This is a genomic window from Pseudomonas sp. FP453 (assembly GCF_030687495.1).
Classification (GTDB): domain Bacteria; phylum Pseudomonadota; class Gammaproteobacteria; order Pseudomonadales; family Pseudomonadaceae; genus Aquipseudomonas.
Genome location: NZ_CP117435.1, coordinates 5,140,304 through 5,158,220 on the forward strand (window position 1 = coordinate 5,140,304; position 17,917 = coordinate 5,158,220).

The window sequence follows — 17,917 nt, forward strand, 5'->3', positions numbered from 1 at the left end:
GCACACGATGTATACGGCACAGGGCAAGATAAACCAGCAGGAAGTGCTCCAGCAGTACCTGCCCATGGTCCGGCGCCAGGCGCTCGGGCTGAAGACCCGGCTGCCGTCGAATATTGAACTGGACGACTTGATCCAGGCCGGCAGCATCGGCTTGCTCGATGCCATGACGCGCTATGACTTGAACGTTGGCGCGACCTTCGCCACCTTCGCCTCCCAGCGCATTCGCGGGGCGATGATCGACGAGTTGCGCACCCGCGATTGGGTGCCGCGCAGCGTGCGGCGCAATGCGCGAGCGGTGGAAGAGGCGATGCACCGCGTCGAACAACACCTCGGCCGCCCGGCCAAGGAGCGTGAAGTGGCCTCGGCCATGGGCCTGACGCTGGCCGACTACCAGAAGGTGCTCGACGACACCAACGGCAGCCAGATGCTGCCCTTCGACGATATCGATGAAGAACACAGCGAAGGCTCCAGCTCGCGCCTGCAAACCCCGTTTGCCGAACTGCTCAACGAACGCAACCGCGCCGACCTGACCCGCGCCGTCGACGCCCTGCCCGCGCGGGAGCGGCTGCTGCTTGCGCTGTGTCATCACGAGAAGCTCAACTTGCGTGAGATTGGGGTGGTGTTGGAGGTGAGTGAGAGTCGGGTGTGTCAGTTGCATGCCCAGGCGATTGCGCGGTTGCATGTCAGCATGAAGGACTAGGCCGCCACATTCCTGAGGTCACCAGCGATCAAAATGTGGGAGCTGGCTTGCCTGCGATGGCGGTGTATCAGCCAACAACTATTTAGCTGACCCACCGTCATCGCAGGCAAGCCAGCTCCCACATTTGGATTGCATTTCAAATCAGGCTTCGGCGTAGGCCACTTCGTTGAAGCTCGCTACCAGCCAGGTCAATTCCTCACGCGGCAGATGGATCAGCGGTTGCAGATCAAACCGCGCCATGCGCCCGACAAACTCGCTGGGTTTCACCAAGCGTTCCACCACATGGTAGTGCGGCCGATCCCGATAATCGTCGAACAGCACGATCATCGGCTTGGTCGCCCGCAGGTATGCCGTCACAAAACACGCGATGCGAAAGCGCCCATCAATAAGGATCACATCCGGCTGCTCAAAGAACGGTTCATCCCAGACCTTCAACGGGTAGGTGTGGAATTTCTTCCAGTGCCGGGCGTTTTTCGGGCGGGCCCATTTGCCGGTTTCGCCGACGTTCACCGGGTAGATCAGTGGCCGTGAAGGCAGCGTGGCGTTGGCGATCCAGGTTTGCATGTCTGCGGCCCAATGGGCGTCGTTTTCCACCGCGATCACGGTTTTGTCCGGCAGGTTCGCCGCCAGCAGGGTCGAGCCGCCGCTGCCGTATTCAAGGATCACCGAGGCCTGGGTGTAGAGGGTTTTGACGTACGCGGCGACGTCTGCCGGGAAGGTGACCTGGGGTTCCTCCATGGGCTCGCGGGGCAATTCCGGCAGCTGCGGGTTCTGGCAGTGCTTGAGGTACTGGGCGGCCAGGTCAGCGTCGATGGCCTTGAGCAGTTCACCCGCTACATCGTGGGCGGCGTAGACCGTGTGCAACAGGAACGCCAGCTTCAAACGCTGGTTATCCGACAGCACCGCCATGCGCGTGGCATCCGGCAGAAACAGCGCGTCGGCGCACACCAGGTGGGAGGTCTGCGGCTGATGCTGCAAGTTGTTCAGGCGGTAAAAACTGAAGCCACGCCGGGCCAGGCAGCGGCTGATCAAGCCTACATCGGCCTGCTGGTCATGGGTCGGCGCGAAGTTGACCCGGGCCTGCACCAACAACGTCTCGGCGAGGCTGCGCTGGCCGTGGTCGATCACGGCGAGGCTGTCGTTGAGGTTGTCGAGCAAGAGCCAATCCACCGCGGGCAGGCCGTTGATCGCGTCCAGCTTGAGGGTCGGCAACGCCAGTTTGGCCAGCACATTTGCAGCCGCCAGCGGGGCCAGCGTGGCGCTCAGGCTCGGATCGAGGCAGGCATACAGCGTGGCCGGCTGACCATTGCCCAGCGCGGCGTGGGGGTAGTAGTGCAACTCACCGAGCTGGGCCAGTTGCCGCGCATTGCTGATGCGGCTGGCGGGGTCGAAGGCGACGGTGGAAAACGCCGCCATTTTTTGCAGGGCGACGAACTGCGCCGAGGCGATCAACGTACCGCCGTGGTCGAGGGTCACGATTTTGCCCTGGAAGGTGAAGCGGAAACCTTCGTCCTCTGGCGGCCTGGCTGGGTGTTGCAGTGCGACGGCAGCGTCGTCACCGTCGAAACGGGCCTGCCCTTGCGCGTCCAGCGTCAACGCGGCGCGCGGTGTGTTCTCGCAATAGCGCTGCCAGATGGCGCGCAGGGCCGTATCGAAGTGGTTGGCAAACCGCTGGCTGTCGCACACCGGCGAGCCCATCAGCACTTCGCGCAGATGGCTGCGAATACGCGTGAGGCTGTCGAGGTCGCTGGCCAATTCGATCACGCGCTGCTGATAGTGCTCCCAACTGTGCACCACCAATTCCGGCAACCCGGCGTTGATCAGGTGCGTGGCCGAGTGGCGCCCAGCGAACGTCGGGCCGGGGAACGTCACCACCGGCACGCCCATCAGCAAGGCTTCGCAGGTGGTGAGGCCGCCGGAATACGGCCACGGGTCGAGGGCGATGTCGATGCGGTTATAGGTGTCGAGCAGGGTTTTGTGGCCCACCGGGCCCTCGATCAGCACACGCTCTTCGGCAATGCCTTGGGCCGCCATAAAGCCGTGCACATGGCCGCGCAACTCGCGGTTGCCGAACGCGCCGCCCTTGAGCAGCAGGCGCGAGTCCGGCGTGGCGCGCATCACCTCGGCCCAGCGCGCCAGCAACTGGTCGTTGATCTTGGTCGGGTTGTTGAAGCAGCCGTAGGTGATGTAACCGTTGGCCAGCGCGGGCAACGGCCGGATATCTGGCGTGTACGGCGGCGGGTCGTAGCAGATGTAGTCGTCGGGCAGGCGGATGAGTTTTTCGGTGTAGTACGCGTCCTCGCCCACGGGGGATTCGATGCGGTCGGTGAGCAGGTAGTCGATGGCGTCCAGGCCGGTGGTGTTGATCAGGCCGCCGACCCACTTCACCAGCAACGGCGCCGGCTGCAAGGCCATGGCGCCCATGCGGTTGCCGGCGTTGTGGCCGCAGAGGTCGATCAGGATATCGATGCGATCCTCGCGGATACGCTGGGCCAGGGCCTGGTCGTCCATATGCTTGATCGCCAGCCACTGCTGCACCCTGGCCTGGATGCGCCGGGTCAGGTGGTCGCAGACCTGGCTGGTGCTGTAGGCGAACAGCTCGAAGCGGTGGCGCGGCAGTTTTTCCAGCACGCCGACGATCATATTGCCCACCGGGTGCTGGCGCAGGCCATCGGAGACCAGGCCGATGCGCAGGCGGCGGTTGGGGGTTTTGTCGGTCTCGGGGCGTGGCGGCACGACTTTGGGGCCGAAGCGCGATTGCCATTCCTTGCACACGGCGAAGATGTAATCGCGGCTGCGCTCGGGGTCGTAGTGCAATGACGTCAGGCGGTTGGAGTACGGCAGCACGTCCTTGCGCTTGGCCAGGGCCACGGCCTTTTGGTAGTAGGTGTCGGCCTTGCCCAGTTGGCCGATGTCCTTGTACAGGTTGGCGGCGTTGTTCCAGTGGCTGTAGTCGCCGGGCTCGCGCTCGATCAGCTTTTCGAACACCGCGATGGCTTCACCGTGGCGCTCCAGGCGGTTGAGGATCAAGCCTTGGCGCGACAGCATGCGGCAATCCTGCGGCGCCAGTTCCAGTGCCTGTTGCACATGCGCCAGGGCCAGGGCGAACTGGCCTTTCTCGAAGTACAACGTGGCCAGCCGGTGATGGCCGATGGCGAAATCCGGGGCTATCGCCAACGCTTTCAGCACCAGCTCCAGGGCGCGATCCGCCTGGCCGAGCTTTTGTGCGGTCTTGGCGACCAGCTCCAGGGCCTGGGGCTCGTCTGGCAGCAGGCGCAAGGCCTGCTCGAAACTGGCCAGGGCTTGCTCGGGGGCGCTGCGCAGTTGTTGGTTGCCGAGGTCTTTCCACCCTTGCGGGGTCTTGGGGCGCTGGGGTTTGGACATGAACGGGCATTCGCCTTGTGGATAAATAGTCTGCGGGAATGCTAGCGCGACACCCCCTCCACCAAAGCCCGGATAAACCCGCCCCAGCAGGGTGATTACCGGGGATTGCGCGCATAAAAAAAGGGGCTCAGCGTGCGCTGGCCCCTTCTTTACCTGCGAGTACTTATTGCAGCAGCGACAGCATCTGTTGCGGCATCGAGTTGGCCTGGGCCAATACCGACGTACCGGCTTGTTGCAGGATCTGCGCGCTGGTCATGGCCGACACTTCGGTGGCGTAGTCCACGTCCTGGATGCCCGACCGCGCGGAGGTCAGGTTGGTGGTGGTGGTGGAAATGTTGGTGATCGCCGAGTCGAAGCGGTTTTGCACCGCACCCAGGTCCGAACGCATGGAGTCCACGGTGTTCAGGGCGTTGTCGAGGGTGGTCAGGGTGTTGGTGGACTTCTTGCTCACCGCGTTGTCGGTGTCGATGCTGATGCTCGCCGAGGTGGTGGTGCCGTCGGTGGTCAGGGTCACTTCGGCCGCGTAGGTCTTGCCGCCGACGGTCAGGAAGTAGTCGCCATCGGCGTCGGTGGACAGGGTGCCGCCGGTCACGGTGGTGCCGGACTTGTCGACATAGCTGGTGTTGGTCGAGGTGATCGCGGTGCCTGCGGAGTCCGACAGGGTGCTGGCGGTCAGGGTGGTGTCGTAGCCGTTCACGTTGAAGCTGCTCAGGCCGAGGGTGTCGGCGTTGATTTCGCTGAGCTTGATGTCGATGGTTTCGCCATCGTTGGCGCCGACCTGGATGGTGATGGTCTGGTCTTTGGACAGCACGTCCACGCCGTTGAATGCGGTTTGCGAGGAGATACGGTCGATCTCGTCCAGGCGCTGGGTGATCTCGTCCTGGATCGATTGCAGGTCGGACTGGGAGTTGGTGCCGTTGGCCGCTTGTACCGACAGCTCACGGATGCGCTGCAAGTTGTCGTTCACCTGGTCCAGCGCGCCTTCGGTGGTCTGCGCCAGGGAGATGCCGTCGCTGGCGTTGCTGCTGGCCTGGGACAGGCCGGTGATCTGCGAGGTCATGCGGTTGGCAATCGCCTGGCCTGCGGCGTCGTCGGAAGCGCTGTTGATTTTCAGGCCCGACGACAGGCGCTCGATCGAGGTGCTCAGGCTGCTCTCCGAGGAGTTCAGGTTTTGCTGGGCGATCATGGACGTGATGTTGGTATTGATGACTGACATGGTGCAGTTCCTTTCGTGGGTGAGCCGCTGGGGACAGAGTTCGGGCCCGGCGCCGAGGACATTCCACGCCGTTGCCGTACAGACAAAGCGAACATCGGCGAACCGATCTGCCGTCTTTAGGCAGCCTCTGAAAAATTTCTGCATCCACTCGATTTCACCAACGAAAGTGCCTGTATTAGCCGATTTGAATCCGCACCCCGCGCGTTATAAAGCCTGCCTTGGCCCACAACTGGAGTGCTGCATGAACCCCTCAACCCTGATCGGCCTGCTCGCCAGCCTGCTACTGCTGGCCGTGCTGCTGGTGTTCAGCGCGCAACAACCCGGTTTGTTCGTCGACCTGCCGGCGCTGGGCATTGTGGTGGTCGGCACCTTTGCCGCGACCTTCATCAGCTACCCGCTGCGCGAAGTGCTGCGTATCTTCAGCCTGATCAAGACCGTGGTGCGGCATGAGCGCGAGTACACCCAGGAAGACATCGACGAGTTGGTGAGCCTTTCGCGGCTGTGGATCGACGGCGACCTGCGCGCCGTGGAGGAAGTACTCGACGGCGTGAAAAATCCCTTCCTGCGTTCCGGCGTGCAGTTGGTCATCGACAAAACCCCGCTGGACGACATCCTCGACCTGCTGCAATGGCGCATCGCCCGGCTGCGGGCCAAGGAACATGCCGAGGCGCAGCTGTTCCGTGTGATGGCCAGCTACGCTCCCGCGTTCGGCATGCTTGGCACGTTGGTAGGGTTGGTGAACCTGATGTTCGTGCTTGGCGATGGCGACATGGTGACCATCGGCCGGCAGATGGCGGTGGGCCTGATGACCACGCTGTACGGCGTGTTGCTCGCCAACCTGCTGTGCAAACCGGTGGCGGTAAAGCTGGAGCGACGCACCGAACAGCGCGTGGTGGTGATGAACATGGTGCTGCAAGGCGTGGCGATGATGGCCAACAAACGCAGCCCGGGGTTGATGCGCGAGACGCTCAAGTCCTTTGTGGCGCATTACCAGAACGAACTGCGGGATGAGCCTTTGCGGGCGCCGCTGCGGCTCAGTTGGAAACCGCGCACGTGAGGCCGGTGACGCGCATCCAGGCCGCAGCGATTGCCAGCGGCATGCCGCCGGTGGAGGACGCGGCGGGTGAGACATGGATGATGACGTACCTGGACATGATGACGTTGCTGCTGGTGGTGACCATGGCCATGCTGGCGTTGGCGGGCAAGGGGCATGAGCGTACGCGGCATAGTGCCGAGATCAGTGGACCGCCGGTGTTTTCCTTCAAGCGATTGACCTCGGAGGAGGTGCCGGGAGCGTTGTTGTTGGTGCCGGTTGTAGCGCCTGAACCTGAGCCGGTTGCGGTCGTTGAACCTGAACCCGCGAAACCGACGACACAAGACCTGCTCAACGAACTGCCGCTGGATCAATTGGGCAACGACATCGAAGTGGTCACCAATGAAAGCAGCGTGAGCTTTCGCATCAGCAGCGAAATCCTGTTCCCCTCCGGCCAATCCGACCTCAACCTCGGCGGCCTCGCCGTGCTGCACAAGCTCATCCCGGTGCTCGACAGCGTCCCGCATAAACTCATCGTCGCCGGCCACACCGACACCCAAGATATCCGCAGCGCCCGTTTCCCCTCCAACTGGGAACTCTCCAGCGCCCGCGCCGGCAGCGTGGTGCGCTACCTGCAAGCCAACGGCATCCAGCCCGGACGCCTCGCCGCCATCGGTTATGCCGACACACGGCCGCTGGCGGATAACGCTACGCCTGAAGGCCGCGCGCGTAACCGTCGGGTGGAATTGATCCTGGAGCGGTGACGGCCGGGGTTGTTTTTTGCGCGGCAGAACAGTGATCATCGCCCTCCCCCCGACTGTTGAGGAACCGAGACCATGGAATTGACGCTGGAAGCTGTGGCGCTTTTTGCACTGAAATTGGTGCACGAGGAGGACGGCGGCAGCCCGGTTTTAAGGGATGATTTGGTGATGGATGGGTATGAGCGGGAGGTGTTTGGGTTGTTGGTGCGGCAGGGGGATTTGGCTGGGGTTTTGGGGAAGGTGGATGAGTGTGTGGGGCAGGCGTTGAATGCTCTGGGTGGGGCCGACACGGTGTTGGGGCGTGAGCTGCAAAGGTTGGCGGCTGATGTACAAAACGTCCATCAGCTCGATGAACTACCTGTGCCACTGACGACCCTCAAGGATTACCTTAAAGACATCCAGTGAGTCACTGATCAGCATAGCTGCCAGGTACACCATCAACACTGCAACGCCTGCGTCCAGCCAGCGCCACACCACAGGTGTGCGAAACAGTCGGGTTAACCGCTGACACCCCAACGCCAAGAACACAAACCACAGCAGCGACGCGGTCATGGCACCGGTCGCGAACAGTGCTTGCTGGTTCAAGGGTTTTGTTGCGCCGATGGAGCCGATCAGCACGACGGTATCGAGCCAGGCGTAAGGATTGGCGAAACCCAACACAACCGCCGTCCGCAACAGTCCTCGTTGCGATTGACCGCTTTGGGTGTCCGGCATGGACTGGTCACGCAGGCAGGCCAACAGACGCTGGGCGCCGAACCACAACAGGTAGGCCGCACCGGAGGTTAGCAAGAGTGCGACCAGCGTTGGCTTACTTTCCAATAGCGAACCTAGACCTGTGATGCCCAGCGCGATCAACAGGATATCGGCGAGCACGCAGATAGCGACCACACCCCAGATGGGCCCACGGCTGACACCTTGGCGGATGACCAAGGTGTCTTTGGGGCCGGGGGCGGCGAATAGGCAGAGGCCCAGCACCAGGCCTTCGGTGAAGTAAGGTGTCATGGTGACTCTTCAAGGCAGATGTAAAGGAATGCAACACACGCCGTATTCGCAACGCTGTGGGAAACAACGAAACTGGCAGCGGTTTGCAGTGTGCATGGCCGACTAACCGTGGCGGCATGCAGGCTGTCCTTTTTGACGAACAAAGGTCGTCCATGAACATCACCCTCAGTGCGCTGATCGCCCGACGCAGCCGAGAGCTGGGCAAATCCATGACCTCGTTAGCGAAAGAGTCGGGGATCTCCCGAACCTACCTCTACGGCCTGGCCGGCGGAGCCTCCCAAGATCCGTCGGTACGCACCCTGATCAAACTTGCGAAGGCACTCCAGGTTTCGCCGTTGCTGCTGTTCCGCTACTTCGCCGACCTGGCAGGCGCGCCCGTTGATATCCATTCAATGGCAACCACCAACCGCGCCATCGGCCTGCATGACCCTAGCGACGTCGCCGTCTTCAACGCTGACGTCACCACCCCGGACCAAACCGTGGTGCTACCCGGCGAGACCTTCCAAAAAACCTGGGAAATTCAAAACCTCGGCAGCCGCCCCTGGCGCGGCCGCCGGCTGGTGCGGGTAGACAGCGAGTACGTCATAGCGCGCCGCACCGACGCTGGTGCCCCACTGGAAGTGGTGATGGACAGCCACCTACGCAGCCTCACCCACGAAATCCCCGTTGCGGACACCCTACCCGGCCAGCCGGTGCACCTCTCGGTGACCTTCGCCGCGCCTAAGGAAACCTGCACCGTCACGTCCATCTGGCGCATAGAAGATGAACACGGCCAGCCCTGTTATGGACCTGCGTTTATCCTGCATGTCATCGTCAACGTCATGGCGCGCTGAGCGCTGCCCCACAAAAGGATTGCTCTGTGATCGACTTCAACAACAAAGGCTTCTTCAAACTCAAACAAAACAACGAATACGCCGAACGCGTATCAGCCTTGCTGCTGGACGGCGAAACAGTGATCGACGCGTACAAGTCCATGCGCGACGGCGTGGTCTTCACCAACAAACGCATCATCGCCGTGAACGTGCAGGGGATTACCGGCAGCAAGAAAGACTTCACGTCACTGCCGTACAAAAATATCGTCGCCTACTCGGTGGAAACCTCCGGGACGTTTGACCTGGATTCGGAGTTGGAGATTTACTTTTCGTCGTTGGGAAAAGTGAAGTTTGAATTCACCGGCAAGACTTCGATTGTGGAAATCTCCCGGTTGATTTCCAAGCATTTGCTGAGCTAATCGGCGGGCAAAAAAAAGACCTTGGCGCCCCAAGGTCTTTTTTACTGCCTACACGATCCAACGAATGTACCGGATCAAAAATGTGGGAGCGGGCTTGCCCGCGAAGACGCCCGCCCCCACACCCTCAAACCACAGCCTTACACAGCAACCCCATCCACGTCAGTAACCCCATTCGGCAACATCCCATTCGCCAAATCATCCACCACTGCCTTGGCCATCTCCCCCAAATAATGCGCAGCCCAGGCATAGCGGTCGGCGCTCTTGTCCATGGCAGCGTCCAGCGCCAGCAGCTTGGAACAGTGCAACAACTCGGAGGCATGCTCCAGGGCTTCGCGGATGGGGACGCCGGCATTGATGCGGAACAGGTGGTGATGATTGGGCGGTGTACCGCAGGTGGAGAAGGTGATGATGCCGAGGGTTTTGTTGAGAGGTGGGTTGATCATTGGGCACCTCCGCACGGGGCGGGGGTGTGGCTTGTAGTGTTGCGTGGGTATCGCCTATCAGAAACGTTCATTGCTTTAGCTCCTAATGTAGAGCTGCCACGTTCGTTTCTCATGCGAATGGGTGGCAGCTATGCGCGGGCTGAGAAACCGGGACAATAGGAACCCGGCAGACCCGAAGGTCTCCCACGCATAGCCGCCATGACACAAACAATGCGGGCACAAAAAAGCGCCAACAGTCTAATGGATGGTGGCGCCTATGCGCCTATTGTTTCTCGGATTCTCAAGTCCGGTCGCTGGGGTGGAAGCGACGAGAAAAGATAGCTCGAACGAGCAACAGTCAGAAAGCGGGAGGTTATGGCTAAAAATTTCAGCCATGCACACGAAACAGGGTCAGCGTCTGTATTCCTTCAAGTCATACCCCATCCCCAACTCCTGAGCCTGACGCACTAGTGCTTCCATCGCTTCTTGGCTCTGAATCTCCCGCCGCTTTTTCAGCAAGATCCTAAACATGAACCGAACCCTTCTCCGTCGCCCAATTTTGCAAAGCTGAATCCCAACACCACTAAACGGCCCCATCATCCTCTCCCATCCATCAGCAACACGCGCCCTACCAACGCCCCCACAACCACCAAACCATTTCCCACCCACCAAAGCCCAAAATTCCGACTCTGCTCCGCATCACTTTCATAAAACGGCCCAAAGTACGCAGATACTGCAACCACCACTCCGTTAAACAATCCAGCCGCTACAGCTACCACCAGGACAGCAAATCCAACCTCTTTGATCACCATATGAAGAACTCCAAAACCAGATTTATCCGGACTCGTGACAATCCGAGAACATGCCCTAGAATCGAAAAAACCAACCACGTGACCGTAGCAAACGCCTCGTCGGCAAAGAGGAGGCAGACGAAAATCAGAGCGGTCCTACTTGCGTACACGGTTTGCCTGAAGTCCAAAGCGCACACGCCTCCCGCAGGCAGATGAAAGCGCTCAAATAGGCACTTTCAATGTCGCGCCAAGCCAGCTGACTTTTCCGACGAAAACCATCGAACAACCCTGATTCCAGGCGCTTGCTTGCCCCTCGTAGGCTCACTCCCCCCACACAAGGAAGTGAGCCGGCCATGTCAGAACGCGCCTACCCCATCACCGAAGAAGAACAACTCAAACGCCGCATCCTGATCCCGCAACCAAAGCGCGTGCCCCATTCGCCGCCCATCGACTTGCTCGCCCTTCTCCCACCCGCAAACCCTGCACCCACCAAACCTCCCGGTTGCACATTCCTCAAACCCTGCCAACTGCCCGACGGGCTGATTCACTACAACGATCCAACCGGTTACGTCCCTCTTGAGCTGATCAGGGAATACGGCCATTTCAGCCTTTTGGGCGGCCGTGAGGTGGATGACCAAGGCGCGGTTGCCTTGAGCAAAATCAGCGGCAGTGCACTGCCTGTCGGCTTGGGATCGTTGGCATTGCGGGCGACGGTGGTGGAGTCGGCGGCTGTTGCGGCTGGCACGGTAGCGAGTGGGTTGCTAGCGGGATTGGTCGGGCTGGCGTGGCCAGCAGCGTTGGGCGATAGCGCGCTCTACACCGATGAGCAATTGCGTTCGATGCAGCGGGCGCGCTCGCAGATGCGTTTGCATATCGAGCAGTTGGAGGACGGCACGCTCAAGGGCTATGGGTTTTACACCGGCCGTAACGCCGACTGGCAGATGATCGATGTGGTGCAGTTCCAAAACCGTGGCGATCGGTTTGTGGCGGATTTGGGCGAGGGTGTGGAACTGATCTGGACGCCTGCGGTTGATCCGGGGGACACCTTGGGAATCCCAGCGTTGGAGGCGGCGCCGCAAGCGCCGGTGATCTGGATTTATCCGCCGACGCAGAAGGCTGCGCAGATTTTGGTGAACCCGGTTTATCCACCGAAGTATCGGGATTTTATTCTGGTGTTCCCGGTGGAGTCGGGGGTTGGGCCGTTGTATGTGGTGGTGAGTGTTAGGGCTGGGGACCACACATATCACCCCAAACCAAAGCTCTTAGCCGCGTTTCCAAAAGCAAAATGGGCTCGTTCGAAAACACCAATGAAGGGGGGCGGCAAACGTCCCAGATGGAAAGACCCCGACGGGACGATCTATGAATGGGACGCTCAACACGGCGCAGTGGAAAAGTACACCAAGCACGGAATTCATCTCGGCGAGTTTGATCATTTGACCGGTAAACAACGTAAGCCAGCTAAACCTGGAAGGACGGTAGAGCCATGAACCATTCAATTATGGGCGTTTTGCCTAACGAGGACTTTGCATCGTTTGAACAAGTGTTACCTCTATCCATTCAAGACCTGATGGAAATCATGGGATGGGAAAAACCTGAGGACTGCATATCTGACTATCAATTGACGAAAGAACAAATACTCAAAATAGAAGAAGCAAGTGCGCTAAAGCTGCCCACTCACCTTGATTTGTTTCTTACATCACACGACTAATATAGCCACAGAGCATTCCAACCTCATGCGCCGACTTTCACTGTCCAACAAAAAACTCCGCAACATCCCCCGCCGCCTCAGAGCCCTAACCCGCTGGGCCGACAGCTTCGAAGGCAGCTTCTACTCAGAACTACCACTGGACCGCGGATTCGAAAACGAAAAAATCCCCGTGATCGAGTCCCTTGTCGAAGGCAAACAAACCACACCGGAAATCCTGGCGCACTGCGCGCAACAATTGATCAGGGCCGCCGGCTACTTGCTTGAGGCCAGACCCGACGAAGCTCCCGAGTGCTGGGTAGTCGCCAACATTATGATTCCCGATATGTTCTCCAGCGAAGTCTGTGTCTACACAGATGAAAGCCGCTACCTGGGGGCCACTCAGCCGTTTGAGTACGAACACTTTCGTCAAACCCGCATCATCGGTCGAAGTCTGGCCAGTGAATGGGGCCTGACGGTTCCGCCGGGGCTTCATGAGGTTGGCTTTCACTTTGTGTATGTGGACGAGGATGGAGAGACCTATGAATCAGAGCACTGGTACTTTGGCGAAGTCAGTACCACTGATGACGACAAGGGCGGTGAGCGTTGGAAGTACCAGACCTTCAAATCATTTCGGGCGCAAAACCCGGATTCGTTTGCCGCTATGCTAGGCCTCGACATTTCCCAAAAGTGATTGGTGGCGCAGTCATTTCCCGAGTCTGGCGCAGGTCTAAGTGTGGGAGCTGGCTTGCCTGCGATAGCGGTGGATCAGCCAGCACTTATATCAGCTGACACGCCGCCTTCGCGGGCAAGCCCGCTCCCACAGGGGATTGGCGTCGGGTCAGAACTCCAGGCGGGCGCTCAAGCCGCCGTGTTCGCGGTTGTGCAACGCCAACCGACTCCCAATCTTGCCAACAATCATCTCCACAATCGCCAACCCCAACCCCGCGCCGTTGGCATTCCCCCGGCTGTAAAACCGCTCAAACAATCGCCCCAACTCCGCTTCATCAATCCCCGGCCCCTGGTCTTCCACGCTCAAGCAGTTGGCACCAATCACCACCCTCACTTCACTGCCAGCAGGTGAAAAGTTCAGCGCATTGGTCACCAGGTTCTGCAACGCAATCGCCAACGCAACAGGCTCGGTCTCCACCCACACCTCTTCCTCGCCTTCCAGCACCAACTCCACGCCTTTCTCCATGGCCAACGGCGCCAGCTCGGCCAACTCCTCGCGCACCAGCTCGGTCAGTTGCACCCGGCTGCGCACCGGGTTGCTCAGTTGCGGCTCAATACGCGCCATGGTCAGCAGTTGGCTGCCGATGCGGGTGGCGCGGTCGACGCCGTTGACCAGAAACTCCAGGGCTTCCCGGCGTTGCTCCGGGGTCTCGGCGCTTTGTGCGTTTTGTGCGTGGATGCGCAGGATCGCCAACGGTGTGCGCAGTTCGTGGGCGGCGTCGGCGATGAAGCGGCGTTCGCGTTCCAAGAGGTCATCCACTTGCACGAGCAGCCGGTTCAGCGCGGTTTGCATGGGTTCCAGGTCGCTAGGCAGTGGCGCCAAGTGCAGCGGTTGCAAGGTGTCGGTATTGCGCCCGCGAATCGACAGGGCCATGGCGCGCAGCGGTTTGAAGCCCCAGCCGATGACCAGCCAGATCAACACCGCCAGCAGCGGCACGCCGATCAACGTGGGCCAGAGGGTGTGGCGCATGATGCGCTGGATCACGTCCTGGCGAATGTCGTCGCGCTCGCCCACCCAAATCAATAAGCCCTGCTGCGGGTCGGCGAGAAGGAACGCGCACCAGTCGTTGCCGTTGTCCATCAGGTCATGGGAGCCAAGCGTCGCCGGCGGCGCGGCCAGCACCGGCGCTTCGGCGGAGCGCACCAGCAGTTGGCCGTCAGCGCGCCAGATCTGGAAGGTCAGGCGGGTTTCATAGGGATGGGCCACGCCCTCTTCCCCCACGCGGCTCATGGCTTGGTCAAAGGCCTCATGCAACCTGTTCCAGTCGGCTTCGCCAGGGTCGCGTTGACGCAGCACGCCTTGCAGCAGGCGCGCGCTTTGGGCGAGTTGGGCGTCGTAGACTTCTTCGATTTCGTGGTGGCTGTCGCGCAGCACCAGCCAGCTGATCAGCGCGTCGCCCAGCAGGATCAGCACCAATACCGGGATGAGGATGCGTGCGCGCACCGAGCTCATGGCGTGAGCACCAGCACGTAGCCAACACCGCGCACGGTGCGGATCAGCTCTGTGGATAACTTCTTGCGCAGGTTATGGATCAGCACTTCCAGGGTGTTGCTCTCGACCCGGTCCTGCCAGCCGTACAACGCACGGGACAATCGCTCGCGGGTCACCACTTTGCCGGGGCGCACCATCAGTTGGTGCAGCAGTTGGTACTCCATCGGCGTGACGATGACTTCCCCCTCTTGATAGCGCACTTGCTGGGTGGCCGGGTCGAGGCTGATGCCGGCGTGTTCCAGCAGCGGTTGCGCGCGGCCCTGGCTGCGGCGCAACAGGGCGCGTACGCGGGCCTTGAGTTCTTCGACGTCGAAGGGTTTGACCAGGTAGTCGTCGGCGCCGGCGTCGAGGCCGGCGATGCGTTCGGCCGTGCCGTCGCGGGCGGTGAGGATCAGCACCGGCACGTCGTGCTGTTCGGCGCGCAGTTGCTGCAACAGGTCGAGGCCGTCGAGGCGTGGCAGGCCAAGGTCGAGCAGGAGCAGGTCGAACGATTCCGTGCGCAGCGCATGCAGGGCCGCCACGCCATCTTGCAGCCAGTCGAGGGTGTAGCCTTCGACGCCCAAGGCCACGCGAATCCCCTGGCCGAGGGCGCGATCATCTTCGACAAGGAGTAGGCGCATTACGAAATCTCTGTAGGAAACGGCGAAATCATGCCGGGTTTCAGCGGCGTAACGCTGGCAAAGATGTTACGGCGCGTTGCCAACTAAGGTTGCCCTAAGGTTGGTTTAGCACTGTGAAATCTCCCACCTCTGCTGAGAGCTTTTCCATGCGCAAAATTCTGCTGTTGTCCCTCGTCCTCGCCAGCCCCCTGGCCCTCGCCGGCCCGCAGTGCACCACCGCCGAGCGCTCGCAATGGCAAGACGAAAAAGCCTTCCAGGACAAGCTCAAGGCCGAGGGCTACACGATCAGCAAGTTCAAGGTCACCGACGGCAACTGCTACGAGATCTACGGCTTCGACAAAGACAAGCGCAAGGTCGAGATCTACCACGACCCGGTCACCGGCAAAGCCGTGAAGACTGAGATCAAAGGTTGATGCCAGGCGAATCCCTGCGCCTGTGGGACCCGTTGGTGCGGCTGTTTCATCTGTCGATCGCCGGGGTTTTCATCGCCAATTACTTCTTTAACGAAGCAGGCGATGACTGGCATGTCTGGCTGGGCTACTACGCCATGGCCTGGCTGCTGGTGCGCGTGGTGTGGGGATTCGTCGGGCCGCGCAGCGCACGTTGGGCGGACTTTTGGCCTACACCCAAACGGCTGAATGCCCACCTGCGTTCGCTGCTCAATCGCCGGCCGCAACATCGGCTAGGCCATTCGCCGATTGGCGCGCTGGTGATGCTGTTGATGTTGCTCGCGCTGCTCACTATCGGCGTCAGCGGCTTCTTGATGCAGGAAGTCGATGCCCTGTGGGGCGCCGACTGGCCGCAACAAATCCACGAGACCGCCGCGAATGGGCTGCTGGGCCTGGTGTGCATCCATGTGCTGGCGGCGCTGTTTGAAAGTGTCCAGATGCGCGACAACCTGCCGTTATCCATGCTCACCGGTCGCAGGAAGCGCCTGCCGGATGAACGTGGGCAGTAATCCTTTTATCCACAGGTCTTCTATGCGCTCCGCCTTATTGATTTGCAGCGTGCTCGCGGTGTTTTTCGCCGCCTGGCAAAGCCATCCGCCCCATGTGCTGGCGCCGTTTGCCCAGGCCAGCCCGAATACCGCGAAGGTCGCAGCGACCCCGCAGTACACCAGCCGCTTTGTGTCGACGCAGTTGACGGACTTTGTGCACTCCTCCTCCGTCACCGCCCTGCCCGGCGGCGACCTGATGGCGGTGTGGTTCGCCGGCTCCCGCGAAGGCGCCGCCGATGTGCAGGTGCGCACCGCGCGCTTCGATGCCCACAGCGGCGAATGGGGCGCCGAGCAAGTGCTGGCCACGCGGGAAAGCACCCGCGACGGCACCCAGCGCTATATCCGCAAGCTCGGCAACCCGGTGATCGCCCTCGCGCCGGACAAACGCCTGTGGATGTTTTACGTATCGGTGTCAGTCGGTGGCTGGGCCGCCAGTGCGATCAATGTGATGGTCTCGGATGACCTCGGCGCCAGCTGGTCGGCGCCAAGGCAACTGGTGACGTCGCCGTTCTTCAATATCAGCACCCTGGTGCGCGCCGCGCCGGTGTTCCACGCCGACGGCTCCATCGGTTTGCCGGTGTATCACGAGTTCATGGGCAAGTTTGCCGAGTACCTGTACCTGAGCGCCGATGGCGCGGTGATCGACAAATTCCGCATCAGCCGCGGCAAGCATTCGTTGCAACCGACCATCGTGCCGCTGGACGGCCAGCGCGCCGTGGCGATGCTGCGTTACGCCGGCGACACCCATCACCGCGTGCTGGCCAGCCGCACCACCGACGCCGGGCAAACCTGGAGCGAGCCGTACCCGCTGGAACCGGCCAACCCCAACTCGTCGCTGGCGGCGGTGGGCACCGAAGACGACGGTTTGCTGGTGGCCCTCAACGACCTGCAAGACGGCCGCTTCAAGCTCAGCCTCTACGGCACCGACGCCCAGCTCAGCCAGTGGCGCACCGTGGTGCAACTGGACCAGTCGCCGGACCCGCTGGGCGCGCCGTTCTCCCCCGAGGCCTACAAAGAGATCATCGGCGAAGGCTTCCGCGCCTCCAGCGGCGCGCAACGCTTGCCTCTGGAACAGCGCTTCCTGAGCAACCTGGATTACCGCGTGTGCAAACCCCGTGGCTGCGATTTCGAGTACGAGTACCCGTATTTCAGCCGCAGCCCGGACGGTACTTACCACCTGGTCTATTCGTGGAATAACACCTTTATCAAACATGTCAGCTTCAACGAAGCCTGGCTGGCGGAGCGTCTGTGATGGTTTCCCTGTGGCAGGCCCATTTGAGTTTTGTGTTGCTGGGGTTTGTGGCGCTGTGCGCGCTGCGTCTCACCCAGCCGTGGCGCCCGTGGCTGCTGCCGGTGTTGGTGGCGCTGAGTTTTATCCCGGTCAATGAGCTGCCGTTGGCGGCGTATGTGCGCAGCTTTACCGATGATTTGGCGATCAGCACGCTGGTGTTGCTGGCGTGGGTTGCCTTGAGCCGATTGGGCGTGGTGCAGCCGCTTGCTCGGCCGCACCGCGTGCAACTGTTGCTGTTGTTCGGTGTGCTGGCCGTGGTGCTGTACCCGGCGACGATGGGGCTGACGTATGTGGATCCGTACCGCTGGGGGTTCAACCCACGGCCGATGATTGTGTGGGTGGCGGCGTTGACACTGCTGATGCTGGCCCTGCGCAACACGCTGGTGGTTTGGATGCTGGCGGTGGGCACGCTGGCGTTTGCGCTGCGGCTGAAGGCGTCGGAGAACTACTGGGATTATCTGGTCGATCCGCTCCTGGCGACCTACTGCGTCATCGCCGGATTAATGCAGATCAAACTGTGGGAGCGGGCTTGCCCGCGATAGCGGTGTATCAGCCACCGCT

Annotated in this window: 20 protein-coding genes; 13 read left to right on the top strand and 7 right to left on the bottom strand. The window is 61.0% G+C overall.

Translation table 11 applies throughout. The annotated features are described in order from the left end of the window. Positions 1–7 precede the first annotated feature (7 nt). Entirely contained in the window at positions 8–700 is a 693-nt protein-coding gene (locus tag PSH87_RS23360; protein ID WP_305431289.1) for an RNA polymerase sigma factor FliA, read from the top strand. 141 nt (positions 701–841) lie between these two features. Here the strand turns inward: PSH87_RS23360 and PSH87_RS23365 are convergent, their stop codons facing one another. Together PSH87_RS23365 and PSH87_RS23370 are read right to left on the bottom strand one after the other, a co-directional pair. Then, entirely contained in the window at positions 842–4,084 is a 3,243-nt protein-coding gene (locus PSH87_RS23365; RefSeq protein ID WP_305431290.1) for a tetratricopeptide repeat protein, read from the bottom strand. 163 nt (positions 4,085–4,247) lie between these two features. After that, on the bottom strand, positions 4,248–5,300 hold the full coding sequence (locus PSH87_RS23370) for a flagellin (protein WP_017736843.1): 1,053 nt from the start codon (positions 5,298–5,300) through the stop codon (positions 4,248–4,250). A 241-nt stretch (positions 5,301–5,541) separates the two neighbouring features. Between PSH87_RS23370 and PSH87_RS23375 the strand changes: the two genes are divergently transcribed. From PSH87_RS23375 to PSH87_RS23385, 3 genes are all read left to right on the top strand, one after another. Continuing rightward, positions 5,542–6,357, top strand: a complete 816-nt coding sequence (locus PSH87_RS23375; protein WP_305431291.1) for a motility protein A — start codon at positions 5,542–5,544, stop codon at positions 6,355–6,357. Further along, positions 6,354–7,097 carry an OmpA family protein gene (locus PSH87_RS23380; protein ID WP_305431292.1) on the top strand — a complete coding sequence of 248 codons (744 nt, stop codon included), beginning with the start codon at positions 6,354–6,356 and terminating at the stop codon, positions 7,095–7,097. The genes PSH87_RS23375 and PSH87_RS23380 overlap by 4 nt, the downstream gene beginning before the upstream one ends. A gap of 72 nt (positions 7,098–7,169) precedes the next feature. Beyond that, positions 7,170–7,499: a hypothetical protein gene (locus PSH87_RS23385; RefSeq protein WP_305431293.1), complete on the top strand. Its 330-nt coding sequence runs from the start codon at positions 7,170–7,172 to the stop codon at positions 7,497–7,499. Here the strand turns inward: PSH87_RS23385 and PSH87_RS23390 are convergent. Then, positions 7,449–8,096, bottom strand: a complete 648-nt coding sequence (locus PSH87_RS23390; protein WP_305431294.1) for a LysE/ArgO family amino acid transporter — start codon at positions 8,094–8,096, stop codon at positions 7,449–7,451. The genes PSH87_RS23385 and PSH87_RS23390 overlap by 51 nt on opposite strands. Before the next feature lie 116 nt (positions 8,097–8,212). Here PSH87_RS23390 and PSH87_RS23395 point away from each other — a divergent pair, with 116 nt between their 5' ends. Then, the gene (locus PSH87_RS23395; RefSeq protein ID WP_305431296.1) at positions 8,213–8,929 is read left to right on the top strand and encodes an NBR1-Ig-like domain-containing protein; all 717 of its coding nucleotides are present in this window, start codon (positions 8,213–8,215) and stop codon (positions 8,927–8,929) included. A 26-nt stretch (positions 8,930–8,955) separates the two neighbouring features. Next, positions 8,956–9,327, top strand: coding sequence for a PH domain-containing protein (locus PSH87_RS23400; protein WP_017736847.1), 372 nt, complete (start codon positions 8,956–8,958; stop codon positions 9,325–9,327). Between the two features lie 137 nt (positions 9,328–9,464). On the opposite strand, the gene PSH87_RS23405 is transcribed toward PSH87_RS23400, so the two are convergent. Together PSH87_RS23405 and PSH87_RS23410 are read right to left on the bottom strand one after the other, a co-directional pair. Next, a complete protein-coding gene (locus PSH87_RS23405) occupies positions 9,465–9,770 on the bottom strand; it encodes a DUF3077 domain-containing protein (protein WP_305431298.1) in 306 nt (101 codons plus the stop codon). A 575-nt stretch (positions 9,771–10,345) separates the two neighbouring features. Beyond that, on the bottom strand, positions 10,346–10,561 hold the full coding sequence (locus PSH87_RS23410) for a hypothetical protein (RefSeq protein WP_305431300.1): 216 nt from the start codon (positions 10,559–10,561) through the stop codon (positions 10,346–10,348). A gap of 332 nt (positions 10,562–10,893) precedes the next feature. Here PSH87_RS23410 and PSH87_RS23415 point away from each other — a divergent pair, with 332 nt between their 5' ends. The 3 genes from PSH87_RS23415 to PSH87_RS23425 are packed head-to-tail and all read left to right on the top strand — an operon-like array spanning position 10,894 to position 12,918. Beyond that, positions 10,894–12,027, top strand: coding sequence for a colicin E3/pyocin S6 family cytotoxin (locus PSH87_RS23415; RefSeq protein WP_305431301.1), 1,134 nt, complete (start codon positions 10,894–10,896; stop codon positions 12,025–12,027). Continuing rightward, positions 12,024–12,248 carry a pyocin S6 family toxin immunity protein gene (locus tag PSH87_RS23420; RefSeq protein ID WP_017736853.1) on the top strand — a complete coding sequence of 75 codons (225 nt, stop codon included), beginning with the start codon at positions 12,024–12,026 and terminating at the stop codon, positions 12,246–12,248. Before PSH87_RS23415 ends, PSH87_RS23420 begins: the two co-directional genes overlap by 4 nt. Before the next feature lie 25 nt (positions 12,249–12,273). After that, positions 12,274–12,918 (top strand): DUF3916 domain-containing protein, encoded by a 645-nt coding sequence (locus tag PSH87_RS23425; protein WP_305431302.1) that lies wholly within the window; start codon positions 12,274–12,276, stop codon positions 12,916–12,918. A 147-nt stretch (positions 12,919–13,065) separates the two neighbouring features. On the opposite strand, the gene PSH87_RS23430 is transcribed toward PSH87_RS23425, so the two are convergent. Then, positions 13,066–14,409 (bottom strand): sensor histidine kinase, encoded by a 1,344-nt coding sequence (locus PSH87_RS23430; protein ID WP_305431304.1) that lies wholly within the window; start codon positions 14,407–14,409, stop codon positions 13,066–13,068. Then, positions 14,406–15,068: a response regulator gene (locus PSH87_RS23435; protein WP_305431305.1), complete on the bottom strand. Its 663-nt coding sequence runs from the start codon at positions 15,066–15,068 to the stop codon at positions 14,406–14,408. The genes PSH87_RS23430 and PSH87_RS23435 overlap by 4 nt, the downstream gene beginning before the upstream one ends. Positions 15,069–15,214: 146 nt before the next feature. On the opposite strand from PSH87_RS23435, the gene PSH87_RS23440 reads away from it, so the two are divergent. Genes PSH87_RS23440 through PSH87_RS23455 form a run of 4 tightly spaced genes read left to right on the top strand, consistent with a single transcriptional unit; the run spans position 15,215 to position 17,898 of the window. After that, positions 15,215–15,481, top strand: a complete 267-nt coding sequence (locus tag PSH87_RS23440) for a PepSY domain-containing protein (protein WP_017736857.1) — start codon at positions 15,215–15,217, stop codon at positions 15,479–15,481. Further along, complete coding sequence (locus PSH87_RS23445) at positions 15,481–16,026, top strand: cytochrome b/b6 domain-containing protein (RefSeq protein ID WP_305431306.1); 546 nt, start codon at positions 15,481–15,483, stop codon at positions 16,024–16,026. The genes PSH87_RS23440 and PSH87_RS23445 overlap by 1 nt, the downstream gene beginning before the upstream one ends. 22 nt (positions 16,027–16,048) lie before the next feature. Beyond that, positions 16,049–17,317, top strand: a complete 1,269-nt coding sequence (locus PSH87_RS23450; RefSeq protein WP_017736859.1) for an exo-alpha-sialidase — start codon at positions 16,049–16,051, stop codon at positions 17,315–17,317. Continuing rightward, positions 17,317–17,898: a hypothetical protein gene (locus PSH87_RS23455; RefSeq protein WP_017736860.1), complete on the top strand. Its 582-nt coding sequence runs from the start codon at positions 17,317–17,319 to the stop codon at positions 17,896–17,898. The genes PSH87_RS23450 and PSH87_RS23455 overlap by 1 nt, the downstream gene beginning before the upstream one ends. Positions 17,899–17,917: the final 19 nt, after the last annotated feature.